The sequence below is a fragment of the Candidatus Symbiopectobacterium sp. 'North America' genome (assembly GCF_015762685.1).
Classification (GTDB): Bacteria; Pseudomonadota; Gammaproteobacteria; order Enterobacterales; family Enterobacteriaceae; genus Symbiopectobacterium.
Genome location: NZ_PEHF01000086.1, coordinates 13,415 through 31,682, shown reverse-complemented (window position 1 = coordinate 31,682; position 18,268 = coordinate 13,415). Strand labels below are relative to the sequence as shown.

Sequence of the window (18,268 nt, the reverse complement as noted above, 5' to 3'; positions counted from 1 at the left end):
GTCGGAGTTCCAGCGGTTCGGCCACTTTCATGGTGGTTGCTCTCCTCTTGAGCATAAAAGGGATTATTGGTGTGACAACGCGCAATTTATAAGTGTATACCACTGTATTGGTTTCTTTTGGTAGTGAGATATATCACTGCTGTTAGGGTACTGATGCGCTAGGATAATAAACGGTACTATCTTGCCCATGATGAGGAGACGAGTATGTCTGAATCTGATGTGTTCCACCTGGGGTTAACCAAACAGGGGCTGCAAGGGGCGACGTTAGCCATTGTGCCCGGCGATCCGGCGCGGGTTGAAAAAATCGCGCGCGAGATGGATAACCCTGTGTTTCTGGCCACGCACCGTGAATTTACCACCTGGCGTGCTACGCTTGCAGGGCAACCGGTGGTTATCTGCTCTACGGGGATTGGCGGCCCCTCGACCTCCATTGCTGTGGAAGAACTGGCGCAATTAGGCGTCAGAACCTTTCTGCGCGTGGGCACCACCGGAGCGATCCAGCCTGATATGAATGTGGGTGACGTGTTGGTGACGACGGCGGCAGTGCGTTTGGACGGTGCCAGCTTGCACTTTGCGCCGCTGGAGTATCCGGCCGTGGCCGATTTTGCGTGCACTGCCGCGCTGGTTGATGCTGCGAAGGCCTCCGATTTCTCGCTGCACATTGGCGTAACCGCCTCTTCGGATACGTTTTATCCGGGGCAAGAGCGCTACGATACCTACTCTGGGCGCGTTGTGCGGCGTTTTCAAGGCTCGATGCAAGAGTGGCAAAGCATGGGCGTGTTGAATTACGAAATGGAGTCGGCCACGCTGCTCACCATGTGTTCCAGTCAGGGTTTGCGGGCGGGCATGGTCGCAGGCGTCATAGTCAACCGCACCCAGCAGGAAACGCCGGATGTTGCGACGATGAAGCTGGCGGAAACCGCTGCCGTTACGGTGGTGCTGGATGCAGCACGCCGGTTATTGAGTGCCTGAGTTTTTCGCCACGTATTGCAAGGAGTTGTATGACAACATCAGCACCACGCCATCCCTCTTTGGTTGCGTTAGAGGGCGGCATCAATTTCCGTGATTTAGGTGGATTGTATACCGCAGATGGGCAACGTATTCGCCCGCGCAAACTGTTCCGTGCGGGCTCGTTGGATCAACTGAGTGCTGCCGACTGTGAGCATTTGGCTGGCGTTCCCGTGTCGCACGTGGTTGACTATCGCGACCCGGATGAAGTGACGGCCAAGCCGGATATTCTGTGGGAAGGCGCTCATTATCACACGTGCCCCGCCAACCCGATTCGCCACGAGGTCACGGCCAGTCTGGAGTCGTTGGGTTCAGATCAGCTCTCTGCGTTTGACTCACAGGCCTTTATGCTGGAACTCTATCGGCGTTTGCCTTTCAACAATCCCGCCTATCGTCAATTGGTTGCCCTGTTGCAGAGACCAGAAGAAGGGGCACTGGTGCAGCACTGTGCTGTCGGCAAAGATCGTACCGGCATCGGCTCCGCTCTGGTGCTGTTTGCGCTCGGGGTGGATGAAAAGACGGTGATGGAAGATTATCTGGTTACGGACATCACCCTTGCGCCTTTTCGCGAGCAACTGCTGACATCGCTGGCCGATACGCTGAATGAGAAAGCGCTGTCGCAATTCTCCTTTGTGCTCTCGGTTCAGGAAGCCTTTCTGGCGACCGCACTGCGAACCATCAAAGAACGCTATGGTTCTATAAACCGTTGGCTGGCGACGGACTATGGGCTGGATGATTACGCGCGCTACCAGTTGCAGCGTAAGTATCTGGTTGACTAGGTAGGTAAAGCAAGGTGATATCCCGCCTCAGTGCGAGGAGGGAACAGTGCGGTGTCGCGGTTAGCCCGTGTTGCGCATACCCGCTGCCACGCCGGCAATGGTCACCATCAGCGCCAGTTCCACTTCCGGGCTGGGGTTCTCCTGCTCACGCGAACGGTGTAACAGCTCGGCTTGCAGCACGTTTAACGGGTCGGTATAGACGTTACGCAGCGCGATAGACTCAGCAATCCACGGCAAATCTGCCATCAGATGGTCATCGTTGGAAATCCGCAGCACCACGTTGATATCTGCCGCCAACTGGTCGCGCAGCTCTTTGCCCAACGGCCACAGCTTTTCGTCGACCAGACGCTGATCGTAGTATTCCTCCAGCCACAGGTCCGCTTTGGCGAACACCATTTCCAGCATCCCGATACGCGTGGAGAAGAACGGCCAGTCGCGGCACATGGTTTCCAGCGCTTTCTGCTGACCATTTTCCACGATTTTTTGCAGCGCCGCAGCTGCGCCTAGCCAGGCTAGCAGCATCAGGCGGTTTTGCGTCCAGGCAAAAATCCACGGAATGGCGCGCAGGCTTTCTACACCACCGTTCGGGCGGTGTTTGGCCGGGCGTGAGCCGAGCGGCAGTTTACCCAGTTCCAGTTCCAGCGTTGAGGCGCAGAAGTAAGGCGCAAGGTCCTGATTTTCAAGCACATAACCGCGATACATATCGCAAGATACGCGAGAAAGTTCATCCATGATGTCGTGCCATTCCGGTTTCGGTTCTGGCGGCGGCAGCAGGTTGACCTCAAGGATAGCACCGGTATAGAGCGACAAACTGCTGATGGTCACTTCCGGTAAGCCGAACTTGAAGCGGATCATTTCGCCCTGTTCAGTGACGCGCAGGCCGCCTTTCTGGCGGCCCGGCGGTTGTGACAGCAGGGCGGCGTGAGCCGGTGCGCCACCGCGACCGATGGAGCCGCCGCGTCCGTGGAACAGCGTAAGCGCAATGCCAGCTTTCTCGCAGGTTTTGATCAGTGCGTCCTGCGCGCGGTATTGCGCCCAGGAAGCCGCCATCACGCCCGCATCTTTGGCGGAGTCGGAATAGCCGATCATCACCACCTGCTTGCCTTGGATAAAACCGCGATACCAGTCGATACCCAACAGTTGTTTCATCACATCGTCGGCGTTGTTCAGGTCATCCAGCGTTTCAAACAGCGGAGCGACTGGCAAGGCGAAGGGACAACCCGCTTCTTTTAACAGCAGGTGCACGGCCAGCACGTCGGATGGCGTGCGCGCCATGGAGATCACGTAAGCGGCGATAGAGCCCTGCGGCGCTTCGGCGATCACCTGGCAGGTATCCAGCACTTCTTTGGTTTCTGCGCTCGGTTCCCACTGACGGGGCAATAGCGGACGTTTGGAACTTAATTCTCGAATCAGGAACGCCTGCTTGTCGGATTCAGACCAGCTTTCGTAGTCGCCCAGCCCAAGGTAGCGGGTGATTTCCGCCAGCGCTTCGGTGTGACGCGTGCTTTCCTGACGCGCATCGATACGTACCAACGGCACGCCGAAACAGTGCACGCGGCGCAGGGTATCGAGCAGTTGGCCGTCGGCGATAATGCCCATGCCACAGGCATGTAGCGATTGGTAACACGCGTGCAGCGGTTCCCACAGCTGCTCGTTGTGTTCCAGCAGATCGTGCGGACGCAGCGTGCGCTCACCTTTCAGGCTGCCCTCAATGTAAGTCAGGGTAACGTTAAGCTGCGCACGCAGCTCCGGTGTGCATTCCGACATGGAAAGCTCGGACACCAGTACCTGAATATCGCGTAAAAACAGGTCTGCGGCTTTCCAACGGCTCAGCAGCAGGACGTGACGGGTGATTTTGGCGGTCACGTTTGGGTTGCCGTCGCGGTCGCCGCCCATCTAGGAGGTAAAGCGCACGGGGACAGAATCCACTGGCAGGCGGAAACCAAAGGATTTTTCCAGTTGCTCATCTAGCTCGCGCAGGAAGGCGGGCACCCCTTCCCACAGGCTGTTCTCCACCACGGCGAAGCCCCATTTGGCTTCGTCTACGGGGGTTGGGCGGATCTTACGGATCTCATCCGTATGCCACGACTGGGAGATCAACTGACGCAGACTGTGCATGATCTGGTTGCGCTCATAGTCTGCCAGATCGTTGTGATCGAGCTGTTTCAGGCAGGTGTTTACTTCAACCAGCTTATGAATCAGTGTGCGACGGGTAATTTCTGTCGGGTGAGCGGTCAGCACCAGTTCAATGGAGAGCGTCTCCACGGCGTCACGAATATCGCGTTCGCTTAAGTGTGCCTGCGCTTTCAGACGATCGAACGCCTGAGATAAAATTTCCGGGTTGCTGGCCGCTTCGCCGTGTGGCGAAATTGAGTGATATTGCTCTGCGGTGTTGGTCAGATTAAGGAACTGGCTGAAGGCGCGCGCGACCGGGAGCAACTCCTCATTGGAGAGATTTTGTAGCGTGTTCAACAGCTCCTGACGGTGTTTTTCATTGCCAGCGCGGGACGATTTTGACAGCTTACGGATTGTCTCGACCTTATCAAGAATACTCTCTCCTAATGCATCCCTGATGGTGTCACCAAGAAGTTTACCCAGCATGCTCACATTACTTCGCATCGCGGAATATTGTTCGTTCATATTTACCCTGGCCCATCTCTATTTTTTGTAAGTTTGTTTCATAGAAAGATGCAAAACGCTACCTTCATCTAGCCACGCCCGGCGGGATTCGTCAATTGACGATTGGTTGTTTTATCACCCTGCCAGTTTTACCCCCCTGTTGTTGTACCTGCTTTCGTGTGGGATTGGCAATTGGTGAAATTTAATTACATCTGTGCGCAGATTAGGGGCGCTTATTACGCCCCTTCTTTCGCGTTTACCGGCAGAAATGTTGCACCATCTGGGTGATCAACTTATGCGTTGGGGCGATAAATGCGGTGTCGAGATATTCATCCGGCTGGTGGGCTTGTTCGATCGAACCGGGGCCGAGCACCAGCGTCGGGCACAGCGTCTGGATAAACGGCGCTTCGGTGCAGTAGTTCACCACATCCGTGGGCACGCCCAGCAATTTCTCAATCACACCCACCAAGGCGTGATCCACTGGGCATTCATAGCCGGGGATCGGCGGATGCAGTTCGCTGACGCTCACGCGTCCCGGCCAACGCTCGCTCACCGGTGCCAGCGCTTCCGTCACCAGACCGTTTAAATCGTTCAGCGTTAATCCTGGAAGCGGGCGGATATCCATATGCAGCTCACAGAAGGCACAGATGCGGTTGGCCGCATCGCCACCGTGGATATGGCCGAAATTCATGGTCGGATAGGGGATATGGAACGCCGCGTTGTGATAACGGGTTTGCAGCGTATTGCGCAACACCATCAAATGAGAGATGGCATCGTGCATCAGTTCGATCGCGTTTACGCCGCGCGCAGGATCGCTCGAATGGCCGGATTGCCCCTGAATACGCACGGCATTTGACATATGGCCTTTGTGGGCGCGAATCGGTTTCAACGAGGTTGGTTCGCCAATGATGGCGCAGTCCGGGCGTATCTGCGTAGATTCAGAGAAATATTTGGCGCCCGCCATGGTGGTCTCTTCATCGGCAGTCGCCAGCACGTAAATCGGTTTGCTCAGCGTTGCCGGATCGATGTCGCGCAGTGCATTCAGAATAAAGGCGAAGAAGCCTTTCATATCCGCAGTGCCCAGCCCGTAAAGCTTGTTATCGTGCTCTGTCAGGGTAAAGGGATCGCGCGTCCAACGGCCATCATCAAACGGTACCGTATCGGTATGCCCGGCCAGCAGCAAGCCCCCCTGACCTTGGCCGATGCGCGCCAGCAGATTGAATTTATGCCGTGTTCCGGGCACCGGTTGTACCTCAACGTGAAAGCCCAAATCGGCAAACCATCCGGCGAGCAGATTGATTAATGCTTCATTGCTCTGATCGAGCGCCTGATCGGTAGCGCTGATGGAAGGAGTCGCGATCAACGCCCGATACAGCTCAATAAATGGGGGTAAATTCATCTTCACTGTTGACAGCCTTATGTTAGGATAGTATCAATATTCATGCATTTATTTTGAATAAAAATACAATAACGTGTAGCGAAAGGAAACTGTTTCTAACCCTTGGATGAGACATTACCTGATAGTCTACACCTGCACCGGTCGAATACCGTTAGCGGGTTTGGCGTTTTGTAGATACCCTGTTTTAACAACATTATTTTAGTGGAAGGTATGCAGATCCCATGCTGAATACGTTGATTGTTGGCGCAAGCGGTTATACTGGCGCTGAACTTGCACTCTATCTGAATCGTCATCCTCAGATGAACCTTACCGCACTTGCGGTATCCGCGCAGAACGTTGATGCGGGCAAACGCATTTCTGATCTGCACCCTCAACTGAAAGGCATCATCGATTTGCCGGTACAGGCGCTGACGGATGCCGCCGAAGCCGCCAAAGGCATCGATGTGGTGTTTCTGGCGACCGACTCACAAAGTGAGTCACGATCTTGCGCCGGTGTTTCTGGCCGCAGGCTGCGTGGTGTTCGATCTCTCCGGTGCGTTTCGCGTGCAGGATGCTGAATTTTATCGCCGCTACTACGGTTTCGAGCATCAACACGCTGACTGGTTGGCGCAGGCGGTGTATGGCCTGGCCGAGTTTCAGGCGGAGCGCGTCAAGCAAGCGCAGCTGATTGCCGTCCCTGGTTGTTACCTCATGGCGTTACAGCTGGCACTGAAACCGCTGGTGGATGCGCAACTGCTCAACACCGACCAGTGGCCGGTTATCAATGCGATCAGCGGTGTGAGCGGAGCCGGACGTAAAGCGTCGCTCACCAGCAGCTTCTGCGAGGTGAGCTTGCAACCTTATGGCGTGTTCAATCACCGCCATCAACCCGAAATTGCGACCCACCTGGGCATCCCGGTTATCTTCACGTCGCATCTGGGGAATTTTGCGCGTGGGATTCTGGCGACCATTACCTGCCGCCTGAAACCGGGCGTCAGCGCGCAGGATGTGGCGGAAGCCTACCACAATGCCTATCACGACAAACCGCTGGTACGCCTCTACGATAAAGGGGTTCCGGCGTTAAAATCGGTTGTCGGTTTGCCGTTTTGCGATATTGGTTTCTCCGTACAGGATGAGCACCTGATTGTGGTCGCCACGGAAGACAACCTGCTTAAAGGCGCGGCGGCGCAAGCTGTACAGTGCCTGAATATTCGTTTTGGTTTCCCTGAAACCCAATCTTTGCTCTGACATAATCCTGAGGCACGAAAGCTATGAATCCGTTAATTATCAAACTGGGCGGTGTGTTACTGGACAGCGAAGAAGCGCTGGAGCGTCTGTTTACGGCGCTGGTTGCCTATCGTGAGCAATACCAGCGCCCGCTGGTCATTGTGCACGGCGGCGGCTGCCTGGTGGATGACCTGATGAAAAAACTGGCGTTACCCGTAGTGAAGAAAAACGGGCTGCGCGTGACACCGGCGGATCAGATCAACATCATCACCGGTGCGCTGGCGGGTTCGGCCAATAAAACGCTACTGACTTGGGCGAAGAAACACGCCATCAACGCGGTGGGTCTGTGTCTGGCGGTATGACCACGGTAACGCAGTTGGATGAATCCCTGGGCTACGTGGGTAAAGCACAGGCGGGTTCCTCCGATCTGCCCAATGCGCTGCTGAGCGCCGGGTATCTGCCAATCGTCAGTTCCATCGGCATCACCGAACAAGGCGATTTGATGAACGTTAACGCCGATCAGGCTGCAACCGCGCTCGCAGAGACGCTGGATGCCGATTTGATCCTGCTGTCGGACGTGAGCGGTATCCTCGATGGTAAGGGGCAACGTATTGCGGAAATGACCGCGCAGAAAGCAGAGCAGTTGATTGCGCAGGGGATTATTACCGACGGCATGATCGTTAAAGTCAACGCAGCGCTGGATGCGGCTCGCGCGCTGGGTCGCCCGGTAGATATCGCCAGTTGGCGTCATGCCGATCAACTGCCCGCGCTGTTTACGGCACGCCGATTGGCACGCGGATTCTGGCGTAAATCTGTTAATCTGTAGGGTATTTCCGTTGGCCGAAAGGTAACGGAAGCGAGCATGCGGGTCCGCCCGCATGGTTACAAGACATTGAAGCACATTTTGGGAGTATCGGTTATGGCGTTGTGGGGCGGTCGTTTCAGTCAGGCGGCAGATCAGCGGTTCAAACAATTTAATGACTCGCTGCGGTTTGATTACCGTCTGGCGGAGCAAGATATCGTCGACTCCATCGGCTGGTCAAAAGCGCTGGTGACGGTCAATGTTCTCAGCGAACAGGAACAGCAGCAGTTAGAGCAGGCGCTGAATGCGCTGCTGGCCGAGGTGCAAGCCGACCCGGAACAGATTCTGCACAGCGACGCCGAAGATATTCATAGTTGGGTAGAGCAGAAGCTGATCGACAAAGTGGGCGATTTGGGTAAAAAGCTCCACACTGGCCGCAGCCGTAACGATCAGGCCGCCACCGATCTTAAACTTTGGTGCAAAGCGCAAATCAGCGAACTGCAACTGGCCGTGCGCCAACTGCGCGCCGCGTTAGTCGCTACCGCTGAGGTGAATCAGGATGCGGTGATGCCGGGTTACACCCATTTGCAGCGCGCCCAACCGGTGACCTTTGCCCATTGGTGTCTGGCTTACCATGAAATGCTGGCACGCGATGAAAGCCGCCTGGAAGATACGTTAAAACGCCTTGATGTCAGCCCATTGGGCTGCGGCGCGTTGGCCGGGACGGCCTATCCTATCGATCGTGAGCAACTGGCGGGCTGGCTCGGCTTTGCGTCTGCCACGCGTAACAGTCTGGATACGGTGTCAGACCGCGATCACGTGCTGGAATTGCTCTCTAATGCCTCAATCGGCATGGTGCACCTGTCACGCTTTGCCGAAGATCTGATCTTCTTCAACAGCGGTGAATCCGGGTTTGTTGAGCTGTCCGATCGTGTAACCTCCAGCTCCTCCCTGATGCCGCAAAAGAAAAACCCGGATGCGTTGGAGCTGATCCGCGGTAAATTGGGTTGGGCACAAGGCGCGCTGACCGGCATGATGATGACGCTCAAAGGCTTGCCGCTGGCGTACAACAAGGACATGCAGGAAGACAAAGAAGGTCTGTTCGACGCGCTCGACACTTGGCATGACTGTCTGATGATGGCGGCACTGGTGTTGGAAGGCATTCAGGTCCGTCGTCCGCGCTGCCAGGAAGCGGCGCAGCAGGGTTACGCCAATGCGACCGAACAGGCAGACTATCTGGTGGCAAAAGGCGTTCCGTTCCGCGAAGCGCACCACATTGTCGGTGAAGCTGTGGTGGAAGCTATTCGGCAGGGTAAGCCGCTGGAAGCATTGCCGCTGGCGGATTTGCAGAAATTCAGTGCCACCATTGGCGATGAAGTGTATCCCATCCTGTCGCTGCAATCCTGTTTGGAAAAACGCGCGGCCAAAGGCGGTGTGTCACCACAGCAGGTCGCACAGGCGATTGCCGATGCCAAAGGGCGTCTGTAACGCTGATAGCGCTCTGTCACCTGTATCAGGGCCGGATTTACGACCCTTTTTTATTCAGCCAATGACCGTAAGTCATAACGCAAGACGCCTCGCATTCTAACCATTTCAGAGCCGACAACGATGCCGCTTTACGTTGGCCTGCGCTATTCTTTCTGGACATACATACAGTATCACTTTACCTTGACGGACAGTGGCGATAACGAAAGGAATGCGACGTGGATATCACCCTCTTTTACGGTGTAGGCGGCGGGGCGGTCGGAGTGCTGGTGGGATGGTTGGTTGCCAGCCTGCGTTACCAGCAACGCCGCGCTCGGCAAGAAACGGAACAACGTATACAAGAACAAGCGTTACAGCAGGCGCAAAGCGCGGTACGTGAGCTTCAGCTTGCGCGTGATAAGGACGAACAGCGCCTGCGTCAGGATGATATGGAACTGCGTCTGATGCACGGTAAACTCACCGCCCATCAGGAAAAGCTGCTGGTCATGGCCCGGTTGCAAGATGAGTGCAACCAGCTTAATCAGGAATTGCGCGCGCTGCGCGAAGCAAACGGTGCGCAGGAAGCGGAACTGCGTGAAGTCACCATCCGTCTGGAAGAAACGCGCCTTGCCGCTGAGGAAAAACAGCGCTTGTTAATCAACAGCGAGCAGCGCCTGACGACACAGTTTGAAAATCTGGCTAACCGGATTTTTGAGCACAGCGGGCGCCGGGTGGATGAACAAAATCAACAGAGCCTCGATAAACTGCTGACGCCGCTGCGAGAACAATTGGACGGTTTTCGTCGTCAAGTCCAGGAGGGGTTCGGCAGTGAAGCGCGTGAGCGCCACACGCTGGCGCATGAAATTCGCCAGTTGCAGCAACTCAACGTGCAAATGGCGAGAGAAGCGGTCAACCTGACGAAAGCCCTGAAAGGCGATAATAAAACCCAGGGGAACTGGGGCGAAGTGGTGCTGGGACGCGTGCTTGAAGCTTCGGGCCTGCGTGAAGGCTATGAATACCAAACGCAGGTCAGTATCCAGACGGGCGCAAACGGACGCATGCAGCCGGATGTGATCGTTCGTCTCCCACAGGGCAAAGATGTGGTGATTGATGCCAAGATGTCGCTGGTGGCCTATGAGCGCTACTTTAACAGCGAGGACGACGGGGAACGTGCCAGCGCACTCAACGAGCATATCGCCTCCGTGCGTGGTCATATCCGTCTGCTGAGTAATAAGGACTATCAGCAATTGCCGGGGCTGCGATCGTTGGACTATGTGCTGATGTTTATCCCCGTCGAGCCTGCTTTTCTGGTTGCTATCGACCGCCACCCTGAATTGATCAGCGAGGCCCTGCAACACAACATCATGCTGGTAAGCCCTACCACGCTGCTCGTCGCGTTACGTACCATCACCAATCTGTGGCGTTATGAACAGCAAAGCCGCAATGCGCAGCAGATCGCCGATCGTGCCTCTCGGTTGTACGATAAACTGCGTCTCTTTGTGGAAGACATGGCGGCGTTGGGGCAAAGCCTGGATAAATCACAGGCCAGCTATCGGCAGGCCATGAACAAACTGGCTTCCGGGCGCGGTAATCTGATAGCCCAGGTAGAAGGTTTCCGTTCCCTTGGCGTTGAGGTTAAGCGTACCATAAACCCCAACGTGGCAGAGCAAGCGGTGCTCTCTGCCGAGGCTGACGCGAAGGATGCGCGTCTGGAAACGCTGTCTGAAACGATTCAAACAGAGGCCCCGCCTATGGGGGAACACGCACAAGGCACGGATACAGAAATGTCAGATCGTCTGTGATGCGTCACGTATGTTCGCGTTTTACAACTTTATTCAGTGCATCAGAGCGGTGGGTTTTTAAGCCTGGTCTTTTACACTCTCCCCATTAAGGGGTAGTTTCAAAATTCGATGTTCCTCTTCAATTGTTGATGCAAAACGCGAATAGACACGCCAAGCTCGTGTTGCGCACAACGCTTGACAGCGCAATGTGAGCGGTGAGTTCAGCCGATAGTGCGCAAAGGGGATTGACCACAATTCTGATTTGGAAAAGTAGGGCGAAGAACATGACGAACGATCCGGAGAAAACCACGCATTTTGGTTTTCGTACTGTCGATAAAAACGATAAAGAGGCCATGGTGGCAGGCGTATTTCACTCGGTAGCGGGAAAATATGACCTGATGAACGATTTGATGTCCTTCGGGATTCATCGTGCCTGGAAACGGTTTACCATTGAATGCAGCGGTGTCCGGCGTGACCAACGCGTGCTGGATCTGGCGGGCGGGACGGGGGATTTAACCGCTAAATTCTCACGCCTGGTCAGCGAATCAGGAGAAGTGGTGCTGGCTGATATCAATGCTTCCATGCTGAAAGTGGGACGCGAAAAGCTCCGCAATCTGGGGATTATTGATAACGTCAGCTATGTGCAGGCCAATGCGGAGGCGCTGCCTTTCCCGGATGACTACTTTGACTGCATCACCATTTCTTTCGGTTTACGCAACGTGACGGATAAAGACAAAGCGCTGCGCTCCATGTTCCGCGTCCTGAAGCCCGGCGGTCGCTTGCTGGTGCTGGAGTTTTCCAAACCGATGTTGAAACCGCTCAGCAAAGTCTACGATTTCTATTCGTTCCATGTTTTGCCGCGTATTGGCGATATGGTGACCAAAGATGCGGGCAGCTACCGTTATTTGGCGGAATCGATACGTATGCATCCGGACCAGGAAACGCTGAAGGACATGATGGTGGATACGGGCTTTGACAGTGTAAACTACTTCAACCTCACGGGAGGCATTGTCGCGTTACACCGTGGGTTCAAATTTTAAGTTGTTTTATAGTGGGATACGCTGATGTTGATAACGTCTGTGCTGACTGCCGCGCTGGAAACGGCGTTAAATAGCCTGCTTTTTCGCGAACGTAGCTTGAAAGCGGCGCGCCAGCGACTACAGGGAAAAACGCTCAAAATTGTGTTAGCAGAACTGCCGGTGCCGCTGGTATTGGTCTTTGGTGAGCACCGCGTTGATGTGATAAGCCAGTGGGCTGATACGGCGGATTGTCAGTTAGAAACCCGGATACACGCATTGCTCACATTGCGCGATCGCCAGCAGCTTTCATCGCTGATGCATCGTGGTGAACTGGTGATTGAAGGGGATATGCAGATTGTCCAACACTTTGTCAATCTATTGGATTTGGCGGAGTGCGACCCCGCAGAGTGGCTTGCGCCTTACACGGGCGACGTTGTTGCGCAAGGCATTGGTCAGACGGTACAAGGCGCGTTTCGCGGTGCGGCCCGTTTTTTCGATCGCCAGCGGCACTACTTGGCAGAAACCGTAACGGAAGAGTGGCGGCTTGCGCCGGGGCGTTTAGAAGCGACCTGGTGGTATGATGAAGTGGCTGCGTTAAGTGATGACGTCGATACGCTGGCGGCACGACTGGCGAAGTTGGAGTCTGCCGCATGACGCCAAGTGAATTGCTGCGCCTTTACCACATTATTCGCGTCATGTTGAGCTATGGGCTCGATGAACTGATCCCGCATTTGCGCATCACCTTACCTTTGCGTATCTGGCGTAAATTCCTGTTCTGGATGCCAAACCGCCATAAGGACAAACCGCTTGGTGAACGTTTGCGTTTGGCGTTGCAGGAACTGGGCCCGGTTTGGATCAAGTTCGGTCAGATGATGTCTACTCGGCGCGATCTTTTTCCACCGGAGATTGCCGATCAGCTCGCTATTCTTCAGGATCGCGTAGATCCCTTTGACGGCAAACTGGCCCGTGAGCAGATCGAACTATCGATGGGGGGCATTCAACTCGAAAGTTGGTTTGATGATTTTGAAATAGTGCCACTGGCCTCTGCGTCTATCGCACAGGTGCATACTGCGCGGCTCAAAACCAACGGCCAGGAAGTGGTTATCAAAGTCATTCGTCCTGATATCCTCCCCGTCATCAAGGCTGATATGCGGCTGATGAACCGTTTGGCGGGCTGGCTGCCGATGCTGTTGCCGGATGGACGGCGTTTGCGCCCGCGTGAAGTCGTGCGCGAGTACGAGAAAACCCTGCTTGATGAATTAAACCTGCTGCGTGAAGCGGCGAATGCCATCCAATTGCGCCGTAACTTTGACGGCAGCCCGATGCTGTATATTCCGGAAATCTACTCAGATTATTGCAGTGAAAACATGCTGGTCATGGAGCGTATCTACGGTATTCCGGTCTCAGACGTTGAGGCGCTCAAAGCCAACGGCACCAATATGCCGCTGCTGGCGGAGCGCGGCGTGCAGGTGTTCTTTACTCAGGTATTCCGCGACAGCTTCTTCCACGCCGATATGCATCCGGGAAATATTTTTATCAGCTATGAACACCCTGAAAACCCGCAATATATCGGTATTGATTGCGGCATCGTTGGGTCGCTGAACAAAGAAGATAAGCGTTATCTGGCAGAAAACTTCATTGCCTTTTTCAATCGCGATTATCGTCGCGTGGCTGAACTGCATGTGGATTCCGGCTGGGTGGTGCCTGCCGATACCAATGTTGAAGAGTTTGAATTTGCGATTCGTACCGTGTGCGAACCCATTTTTGAAAAGCCATTGGCAGAGATCTCCTTTGGGCATGTGTTATTAAACTTGTTCAATACGGCGCGCCGCTTCAACATGGAAGTACAGCCACAGTTGGTCTTGCTGCAAAAGACGCTGCTCTACGTTGAAGGTGTCGGTCGCCAGCTATACCCGCAGTTGGATTTATGGAAAACAGCCAAGCCTTTTCTGGAGTCGTGGCTGAAAGATCAGATGGGGGTTGCCGCACTGATTCGCGGATTGAAAGAAAAGGCCCCCTTCTGGGCGGAAAAACTGCCGGAAATTCCCGAGTTGATTTACGATGGTTTGCGGCAGCATCGGCTGCTGCGCCATAGCGTTACACAACTGACAGATGAACTGCGCATGCAGCGAATGCGCCAAAGCCAGTCGCATTATTTACTTGGCGTTGGCGCGACGTTGCTACTGGCTGGGTTACTCATGTTGGTGGGGCGTCAGGATCTCCCGGAAGTGATTTCGGCGGGGTTAATGGCCGCTGGTGTTGTGAGCTGGGTCATTGGTTGGCGTCGTACACGTTGAAGCAGATAATGACAGACGCTATTAATAGCCGTATATAATAGTTACGGCTTTGACCTTATATGCCTTTCCACCGCAGGAAAAAGGCGTTGCAGGAAACGTAAACCGAGCGCATTCTCTAGGTAAGAATAGTGCGCGGTGACTCGTTTTCGGACACCAATGCACACACGAATGTTTGCGGTGTGAAAGATGATGGATAACTCCCCTTTGTAGAAAAGAGGTAATTGGTATGGGTGGTATTAGTATTTGGAACTTGTTGATCATTGCGGTGATCGTGGTGCTGCTGTTTGGTACTAACAAGCTGAGAACGCTAGGCTCCGATTTGGGCGCATCGATTAAAGGCTTTAAAAAAGCCATCAGCGATGACCAACCTTCGCCCGCTGACAGCGCATCTGCAAACCAGAATGAAAAAACACAGCAGGATGCCGATTTCGCGACGAAGTCCATCACGGAACAACAGGCTGACGCAAAATCAGAAGAAACGAAGAGCCAGCATAAAGAGCAGGTATAATCGGTGTTTGATATCGGATTTGGTGAGCTGATGATCGTAATGGTGATCGGCCTGGTTGTACTCGGGCCTGAACGCCTGCCCGTTGCGGTGAAAACGATTGCTGGTTGGGTCAGAACGTTGCGCTCGCTGACGTCTGCGGTGCAAAATGAGCTGACCCAAGAGTTGAAGTTGCAAGAGTTGCAGGACAGTTTGAAGAAGGTGGAGCAGGCTAGCCTGAAAAACCTTTCCCCAGAGCTGAAAGCCTCTATGGACGAACTCAAAGAAGCGGCGGATGCGATGAGACGCGGTTATGCGAAACCCGGTGACAGCGCCACGGCGCAGCTGGGGGAGGTGCCGCATAAGCCGCTGGCGGATGCTGAGGCTGCTCATGATGGGGTTATCAAAGCTGAGCAGGCGTCTTCGCCAACAGCGTTACCGTCTGTCGACCAACCCGCCGCTGCGCTATCCTCATCCCTTATCGATGTGGCACCGCCTGCGGTAGTGAATAGCGCACCAGAAGCGCCTTCTGCAACGGCTCTGCCTGACAATACGCCAGCTGTCGCTGCCTTGGCACCGACCGATGATGTGCCCAATAAGCGCGCAGCGCCTGCATCGGCTGTCGCGCCTTCCCAACCCTCTGCTGATGAACGCTAGTCTATGGCCATTGAAGATACACAACCGTTAATCAGTCACCTGATTGAGCTTCGCAAGCGCCTGTTAAACAGCATTATTTGTGTGTTGGGCGTATTTGTCGTGCTGGTTTTTTTTGCTAACGACATCTATCAGATTGTCTCGGCACCGCTTATTGAACAACTGCCTGCCGGGGCCAGTATGATTGCCACTGATGTGGCCTCCCCGTTCTTTACGCCGATTAAACTCACGATGATCGTGTCGGTGTTTGTCGCTGCACCGCTGGTGTTGTATCAAGTCTGGGCGTTTATCGCTCCGGCGCTGTACAAACATGAACGTCGCCTGATGATGCCGTTGCTGTTCTCCAGCAGCCTGCTGTTCTATGCGGGTATGACATTTGCCTACTTTGTGGTGTTCCCACTGGCGTTTGGCTTTTTTGCCAAGACAGCACCGCAGGGGGTGCAAATCGCCACCGATATCAATAACTACCTCGATTTCGTGATGGCGCTGTTTATGGCGTTTGGCGTATCTTTCCAGGTACCTATTGCTATTGTGCTGCTGTGTTGGAGCGGTGTTACCAACACGGAAGATTTGAAGAAGAAGCGGCCTTATGTGCTGGTTGGCGCTTTCGTTGTCGGTATGCTACTGACGCCGCCGGACGTGTTCTCGCAGACGTTGTTAGCTATTCCGATGTACCTGTTGTTTGAAGTCGGCCTGTTCTGCTCGCGTTTTTACGTGGGGAAAGGACGCCGTCAGTATGAGGCGGAAGAGCGAGAGGCAGAAGAAAGCAACGAAGGTTCATCGTCCTGAATCCTTTTGTTATCCCCGCTTAGGCGGGGATTTCCTCCAATCTGCATCTGCTTCCCTTCGGGACACGCTCGCCGGAGCGGGAATGTTATTACCCTTCAGGAATGTCCATGTTTGATATCGGCGTCAATCTGACCAATAGCCAATTTGCTCACGATCGTGCTCTGGTCATTGAGCGTGCTCAGGCGTTTGCGGTGAGCGGAATGATCATAACCGGAACCAACCTGCATGAAAGTGAGCAGGCACTGGCACAGGAATACCCAGACTATTGCTGGTCGACGGCCGGCGTGCATCCCCATGATGCCAGCAGTTGGTCGACGGCGGTGGCGGAGCGGATTTCGCAGTTGGCGCAACAGCCTGCTGTTGTGGCGCTGGGCGAGTGTGGGCTGGACTTTAATCGCAATTTCTCAACGCCTGATGAGCAGGAACACGCCTTTTCCGCGCAGTTAGCGTTGGCCGCAGAGCGGGGGTTACCCGTATTCTTGCATTGCCGTGACGCCCATGAGCGTTTTATCGCGCTACTCTCTCCCTGGCTGGATAAGCTGCCGGGTGCGGTGCTGCACTGTTTCACGGGGACTGAACAGGAGTTGGATGAGTGCTTGCGTCTTGGGCTTTCGATTGGCATCACCGGTTGGGTGTGCGATGAGCGACGCGGAATTGCACTTCGCCATCTGCTAAAACAGATTCCCATCGACCGCCTGTTATTGGAAACAGACGCACCCTATTTGTTACCCCGGGATTTATCACCAAAACCTGCATCCCGGCGTAATGAACCCTGCTTTTTGCCGCATATCGTTCAGCAGGTTGCTGCCTGGCGCGATGAAGACGCCAGGATGTTGGGGCAAAAAGTAGATGAAAACGCACGCCGGATTTTCCGGCTGCCATGATTCTGGAGAATAATTATGAGCAATGTTTTTCCTGGCGCTTTTCCCGGCCGTCGCCTGCGCCGTTTACGCCGTCATGATTTCAGCCGTCGCCTTGTTGCTGAAAATCAGTTGACGGTCAACGACCTGATTTATCCTGTCTTTGTGATGGAAGGCAAAAATCAGCGTCAGGAAGTGCCTTCGATGCCGGGTGTATACCGCATGACGCGGGATCTACTGGTGAAAGAGGCGGAAGAACTCGCCAAGTTGGGTATCCCGGTGCTCTCACTGTTTCCGGTGATCGATACCGATAAGAAGTCGCTGAACGCCGAAGAAGCCTACAACCGCGAAGGGCTGCTGCCTCGAGTGATCCGCACGCTCAAAGATGCAGTGCCGGAGTTGGGGTTGCTGACAGACGTTGCCCTGGATCCTTATACCACGCATGGGCAAGATGGCATTATTGATGAAGATGGCTATGTGATAAATGACATCACCAAATCCGTTCTGGTGCGTCAGGCGCTGTGTCATGCACAAGCGGGTGCGGAAATCATTGCACCAAGCGACATGATGGATGGGCGCATTGGTGCCATTCGTGACGAGCTGGAAGCGCAGCATCTGGTGAACACCCAGATCATGGCTTACTCGGCAAAATATGCCTCTTGCTACTATGGGCCTTTCCGCGATGCGGTAGGTTCGGCAAGCAATCTGAAAGGCGGTAACAAAAAAACCTATCAGATGGACCCGGCCAACGGGGATGAAGCCTTACAAGAAGTCGCTCAGGATTTGCAGGAAGGCGCGGACATGGTGATGGTGAAACCCGGTATGCCCTATCTGGATGTGCTGTATCGTGTTAAAGAAACGTTTGGCGTGCCGACCTTTGCCTATCAGGTCTCCGGTGAGTATGCCATGCACATGGCGGCCATTCGCAACGGCTGGCTTCAGGAGCAGCCGCTGGTGATGGAGTCACTGCTGTGCTTCAAGCGCGCAGGGGCCGACGGCGTGCTGACCTATTTTGCCAAGCAGGTCGCACAATGGCTGCGTGACGAACAGCTTTCCCGCTAATCGTCCTATCCGCTCAGACCTATCAGTTCGCCGCCCGTGAGTGTT

General features: G+C 54.6%; 13 protein-coding genes and 3 pseudogenes. 14 read left to right on the top strand and 2 right to left on the bottom strand.

All coding sequences use genetic code 11. The features are described from left to right. Window positions 1-204: 204 nt before the first annotated feature. Both udp and CS369_RS18365 read left to right on the top strand, forming a co-directional pair. On the top strand, window positions 205-972 hold the full coding sequence (gene udp, locus CS369_RS18370) for a uridine phosphorylase (RefSeq protein WP_196908202.1): 768 nt from the start codon (window positions 205-207) through the stop codon (window positions 970-972). A gap of 29 nt (window positions 973-1,001) precedes the next feature. Continuing rightward, a complete protein-coding gene (locus tag CS369_RS18365) occupies window positions 1,002-1,787 on the top strand; it encodes a tyrosine-protein phosphatase (RefSeq protein WP_196908201.1) in 786 nt (261 codons plus the stop codon). Between the two features lie 60 nt (window positions 1,788-1,847). Here the strand turns inward: CS369_RS18365 and CS369_RS18360 are convergent. Together CS369_RS18360 and argE are read right to left on the bottom strand one after the other, a co-directional pair. Beyond that, window positions 1,848-4,427: pseudogene (locus tag CS369_RS18360) on the bottom strand (phosphoenolpyruvate carboxylase). Between the two features lie 235 nt (window positions 4,428-4,662). Then, window positions 4,663-5,811, bottom strand: a complete 1,149-nt coding sequence (argE, locus tag CS369_RS18355; RefSeq protein ID WP_196908200.1) for an acetylornithine deacetylase — start codon at window positions 5,809-5,811, stop codon at window positions 4,663-4,665. 215 nt (window positions 5,812-6,026) lie between these two features. Here argE and argC point away from each other — a divergent pair. From argC to hemB, 12 genes and pseudogenes are all read left to right on the top strand, one after another. Continuing rightward, window positions 6,027-7,032 (top strand): annotated as a pseudogene (gene argC, locus CS369_RS18350) (N-acetyl-gamma-glutamyl-phosphate reductase). A gap of 23 nt (window positions 7,033-7,055) precedes the next feature. Next, window positions 7,056-7,821, top strand: a pseudogene (argB, locus tag CS369_RS18345) (acetylglutamate kinase). 109 nt (window positions 7,822-7,930) lie between these two features. After that, window positions 7,931-9,301, top strand: a complete 1,371-nt coding sequence (gene argH / locus CS369_RS18340; protein ID WP_196908199.1) for an argininosuccinate lyase — start codon at window positions 7,931-7,933, stop codon at window positions 9,299-9,301. 215 nt (window positions 9,302-9,516) lie between these two features. Continuing rightward, on the top strand, window positions 9,517-11,079 hold the full coding sequence (gene rmuC, locus CS369_RS18335; RefSeq protein WP_196908198.1) for a DNA recombination protein RmuC: 1,563 nt from the start codon (window positions 9,517-9,519) through the stop codon (window positions 11,077-11,079). Window positions 11,080-11,342: 263 nt separating this feature from the next. After that, window positions 11,343-12,098, top strand: coding sequence for a bifunctional demethylmenaquinone methyltransferase/2-methoxy-6-polyprenyl-1,4-benzoquinol methylase UbiE (ubiE, locus tag CS369_RS18330; RefSeq protein ID WP_196908197.1), 756 nt, complete (start codon window positions 11,343-11,345; stop codon window positions 12,096-12,098). A 24-nt stretch (window positions 12,099-12,122) separates the two neighbouring features. After that, window positions 12,123-12,731 (top strand): SCP2 domain-containing protein, encoded by a 609-nt coding sequence (locus CS369_RS18325; RefSeq protein WP_196908196.1) that lies wholly within the window; start codon window positions 12,123-12,125, stop codon window positions 12,729-12,731. Continuing rightward, complete coding sequence (gene ubiB, locus CS369_RS18320; RefSeq protein ID WP_196908195.1) at window positions 12,728-14,374, top strand: ubiquinone biosynthesis regulatory protein kinase UbiB; 1,647 nt, start codon at window positions 12,728-12,730, stop codon at window positions 14,372-14,374. Before CS369_RS18325 ends, ubiB begins: the two co-directional genes overlap by 4 nt. 226 nt (window positions 14,375-14,600) lie before the next feature. After that, window positions 14,601-14,882 carry a Sec-independent protein translocase subunit TatA gene (gene tatA / locus CS369_RS18315; protein ID WP_196908194.1) on the top strand — a complete coding sequence of 94 codons (282 nt, stop codon included), beginning with the start codon at window positions 14,601-14,603 and terminating at the stop codon, window positions 14,880-14,882. A gap of 3 nt (window positions 14,883-14,885) precedes the next feature. Next, the gene (gene tatB, locus CS369_RS18310) at window positions 14,886-15,515 is read left to right on the top strand and encodes a Sec-independent protein translocase protein TatB (protein WP_196908193.1); all 630 of its coding nucleotides are present in this window, start codon (window positions 14,886-14,888) and stop codon (window positions 15,513-15,515) included. 3 nt (window positions 15,516-15,518) lie between these two features. Continuing rightward, window positions 15,519-16,301: a Sec-independent protein translocase subunit TatC gene (tatC, locus tag CS369_RS18305; protein WP_196908192.1), complete on the top strand. Its 783-nt coding sequence runs from the start codon at window positions 15,519-15,521 to the stop codon at window positions 16,299-16,301. Window positions 16,302-16,408: 107 nt separating this feature from the next. Beyond that, entirely contained in the window at window positions 16,409-17,185 is a 777-nt protein-coding gene (tatD, locus tag CS369_RS18300) for a 3'-5' ssDNA/RNA exonuclease TatD (protein ID WP_196908191.1), read from the top strand. 15 nt (window positions 17,186-17,200) lie between these two features. Further along, on the top strand, window positions 17,201-18,223 hold the full coding sequence (gene hemB / locus CS369_RS18295; protein ID WP_196908190.1) for a porphobilinogen synthase: 1,023 nt from the start codon (window positions 17,201-17,203) through the stop codon (window positions 18,221-18,223). Window positions 18,224-18,268 lie beyond the last annotated feature (45 nt).

What these genes read in the sequence shown, in the direction of transcription:
- tatA (WP_196908194.1), top strand. Translation starts at nt 14,601, where the DNA reads ATGGGTGGTATTAGTATTTGGAACTTGTTGATCATTGCGGTGATCGTG.
- udp (WP_196908202.1), top strand. Translation starts at nt 205, where the DNA reads ATGTCTGAATCTGATGTGTTCCACCTGGGGTTAACCAAACAGGGGCTG.
- tatC (WP_196908192.1), top strand. Translation starts at nt 15,519, where the DNA reads ATGGCCATTGAAGATACACAACCGTTAATCAGTCACCTGATTGAGCTT.
- tatD (WP_196908191.1), top strand. Translation starts at nt 16,409, where the DNA reads ATGTTTGATATCGGCGTCAATCTGACCAATAGCCAATTTGCTCACGAT.
- ubiE (WP_196908197.1), top strand. Translation starts at nt 11,343, where the DNA reads ATGACGAACGATCCGGAGAAAACCACGCATTTTGGTTTTCGTACTGTC.
- ubiB (WP_196908195.1), top strand. Translation starts at nt 12,728, where the DNA reads ATGACGCCAAGTGAATTGCTGCGCCTTTACCACATTATTCGCGTCATG.
- argH (WP_196908199.1), top strand. Translation starts at nt 7,931, where the DNA reads ATGGCGTTGTGGGGCGGTCGTTTCAGTCAGGCGGCAGATCAGCGGTTC.
- CS369_RS18325 (WP_196908196.1), top strand. Translation starts at nt 12,123, where the DNA reads ATGTTGATAACGTCTGTGCTGACTGCCGCGCTGGAAACGGCGTTAAAT.
- CS369_RS18365 (WP_196908201.1), top strand. Translation starts at nt 1,002, where the DNA reads ATGACAACATCAGCACCACGCCATCCCTCTTTGGTTGCGTTAGAGGGC.
- hemB (WP_196908190.1), top strand. Translation starts at nt 17,201, where the DNA reads ATGAGCAATGTTTTTCCTGGCGCTTTTCCCGGCCGTCGCCTGCGCCGT.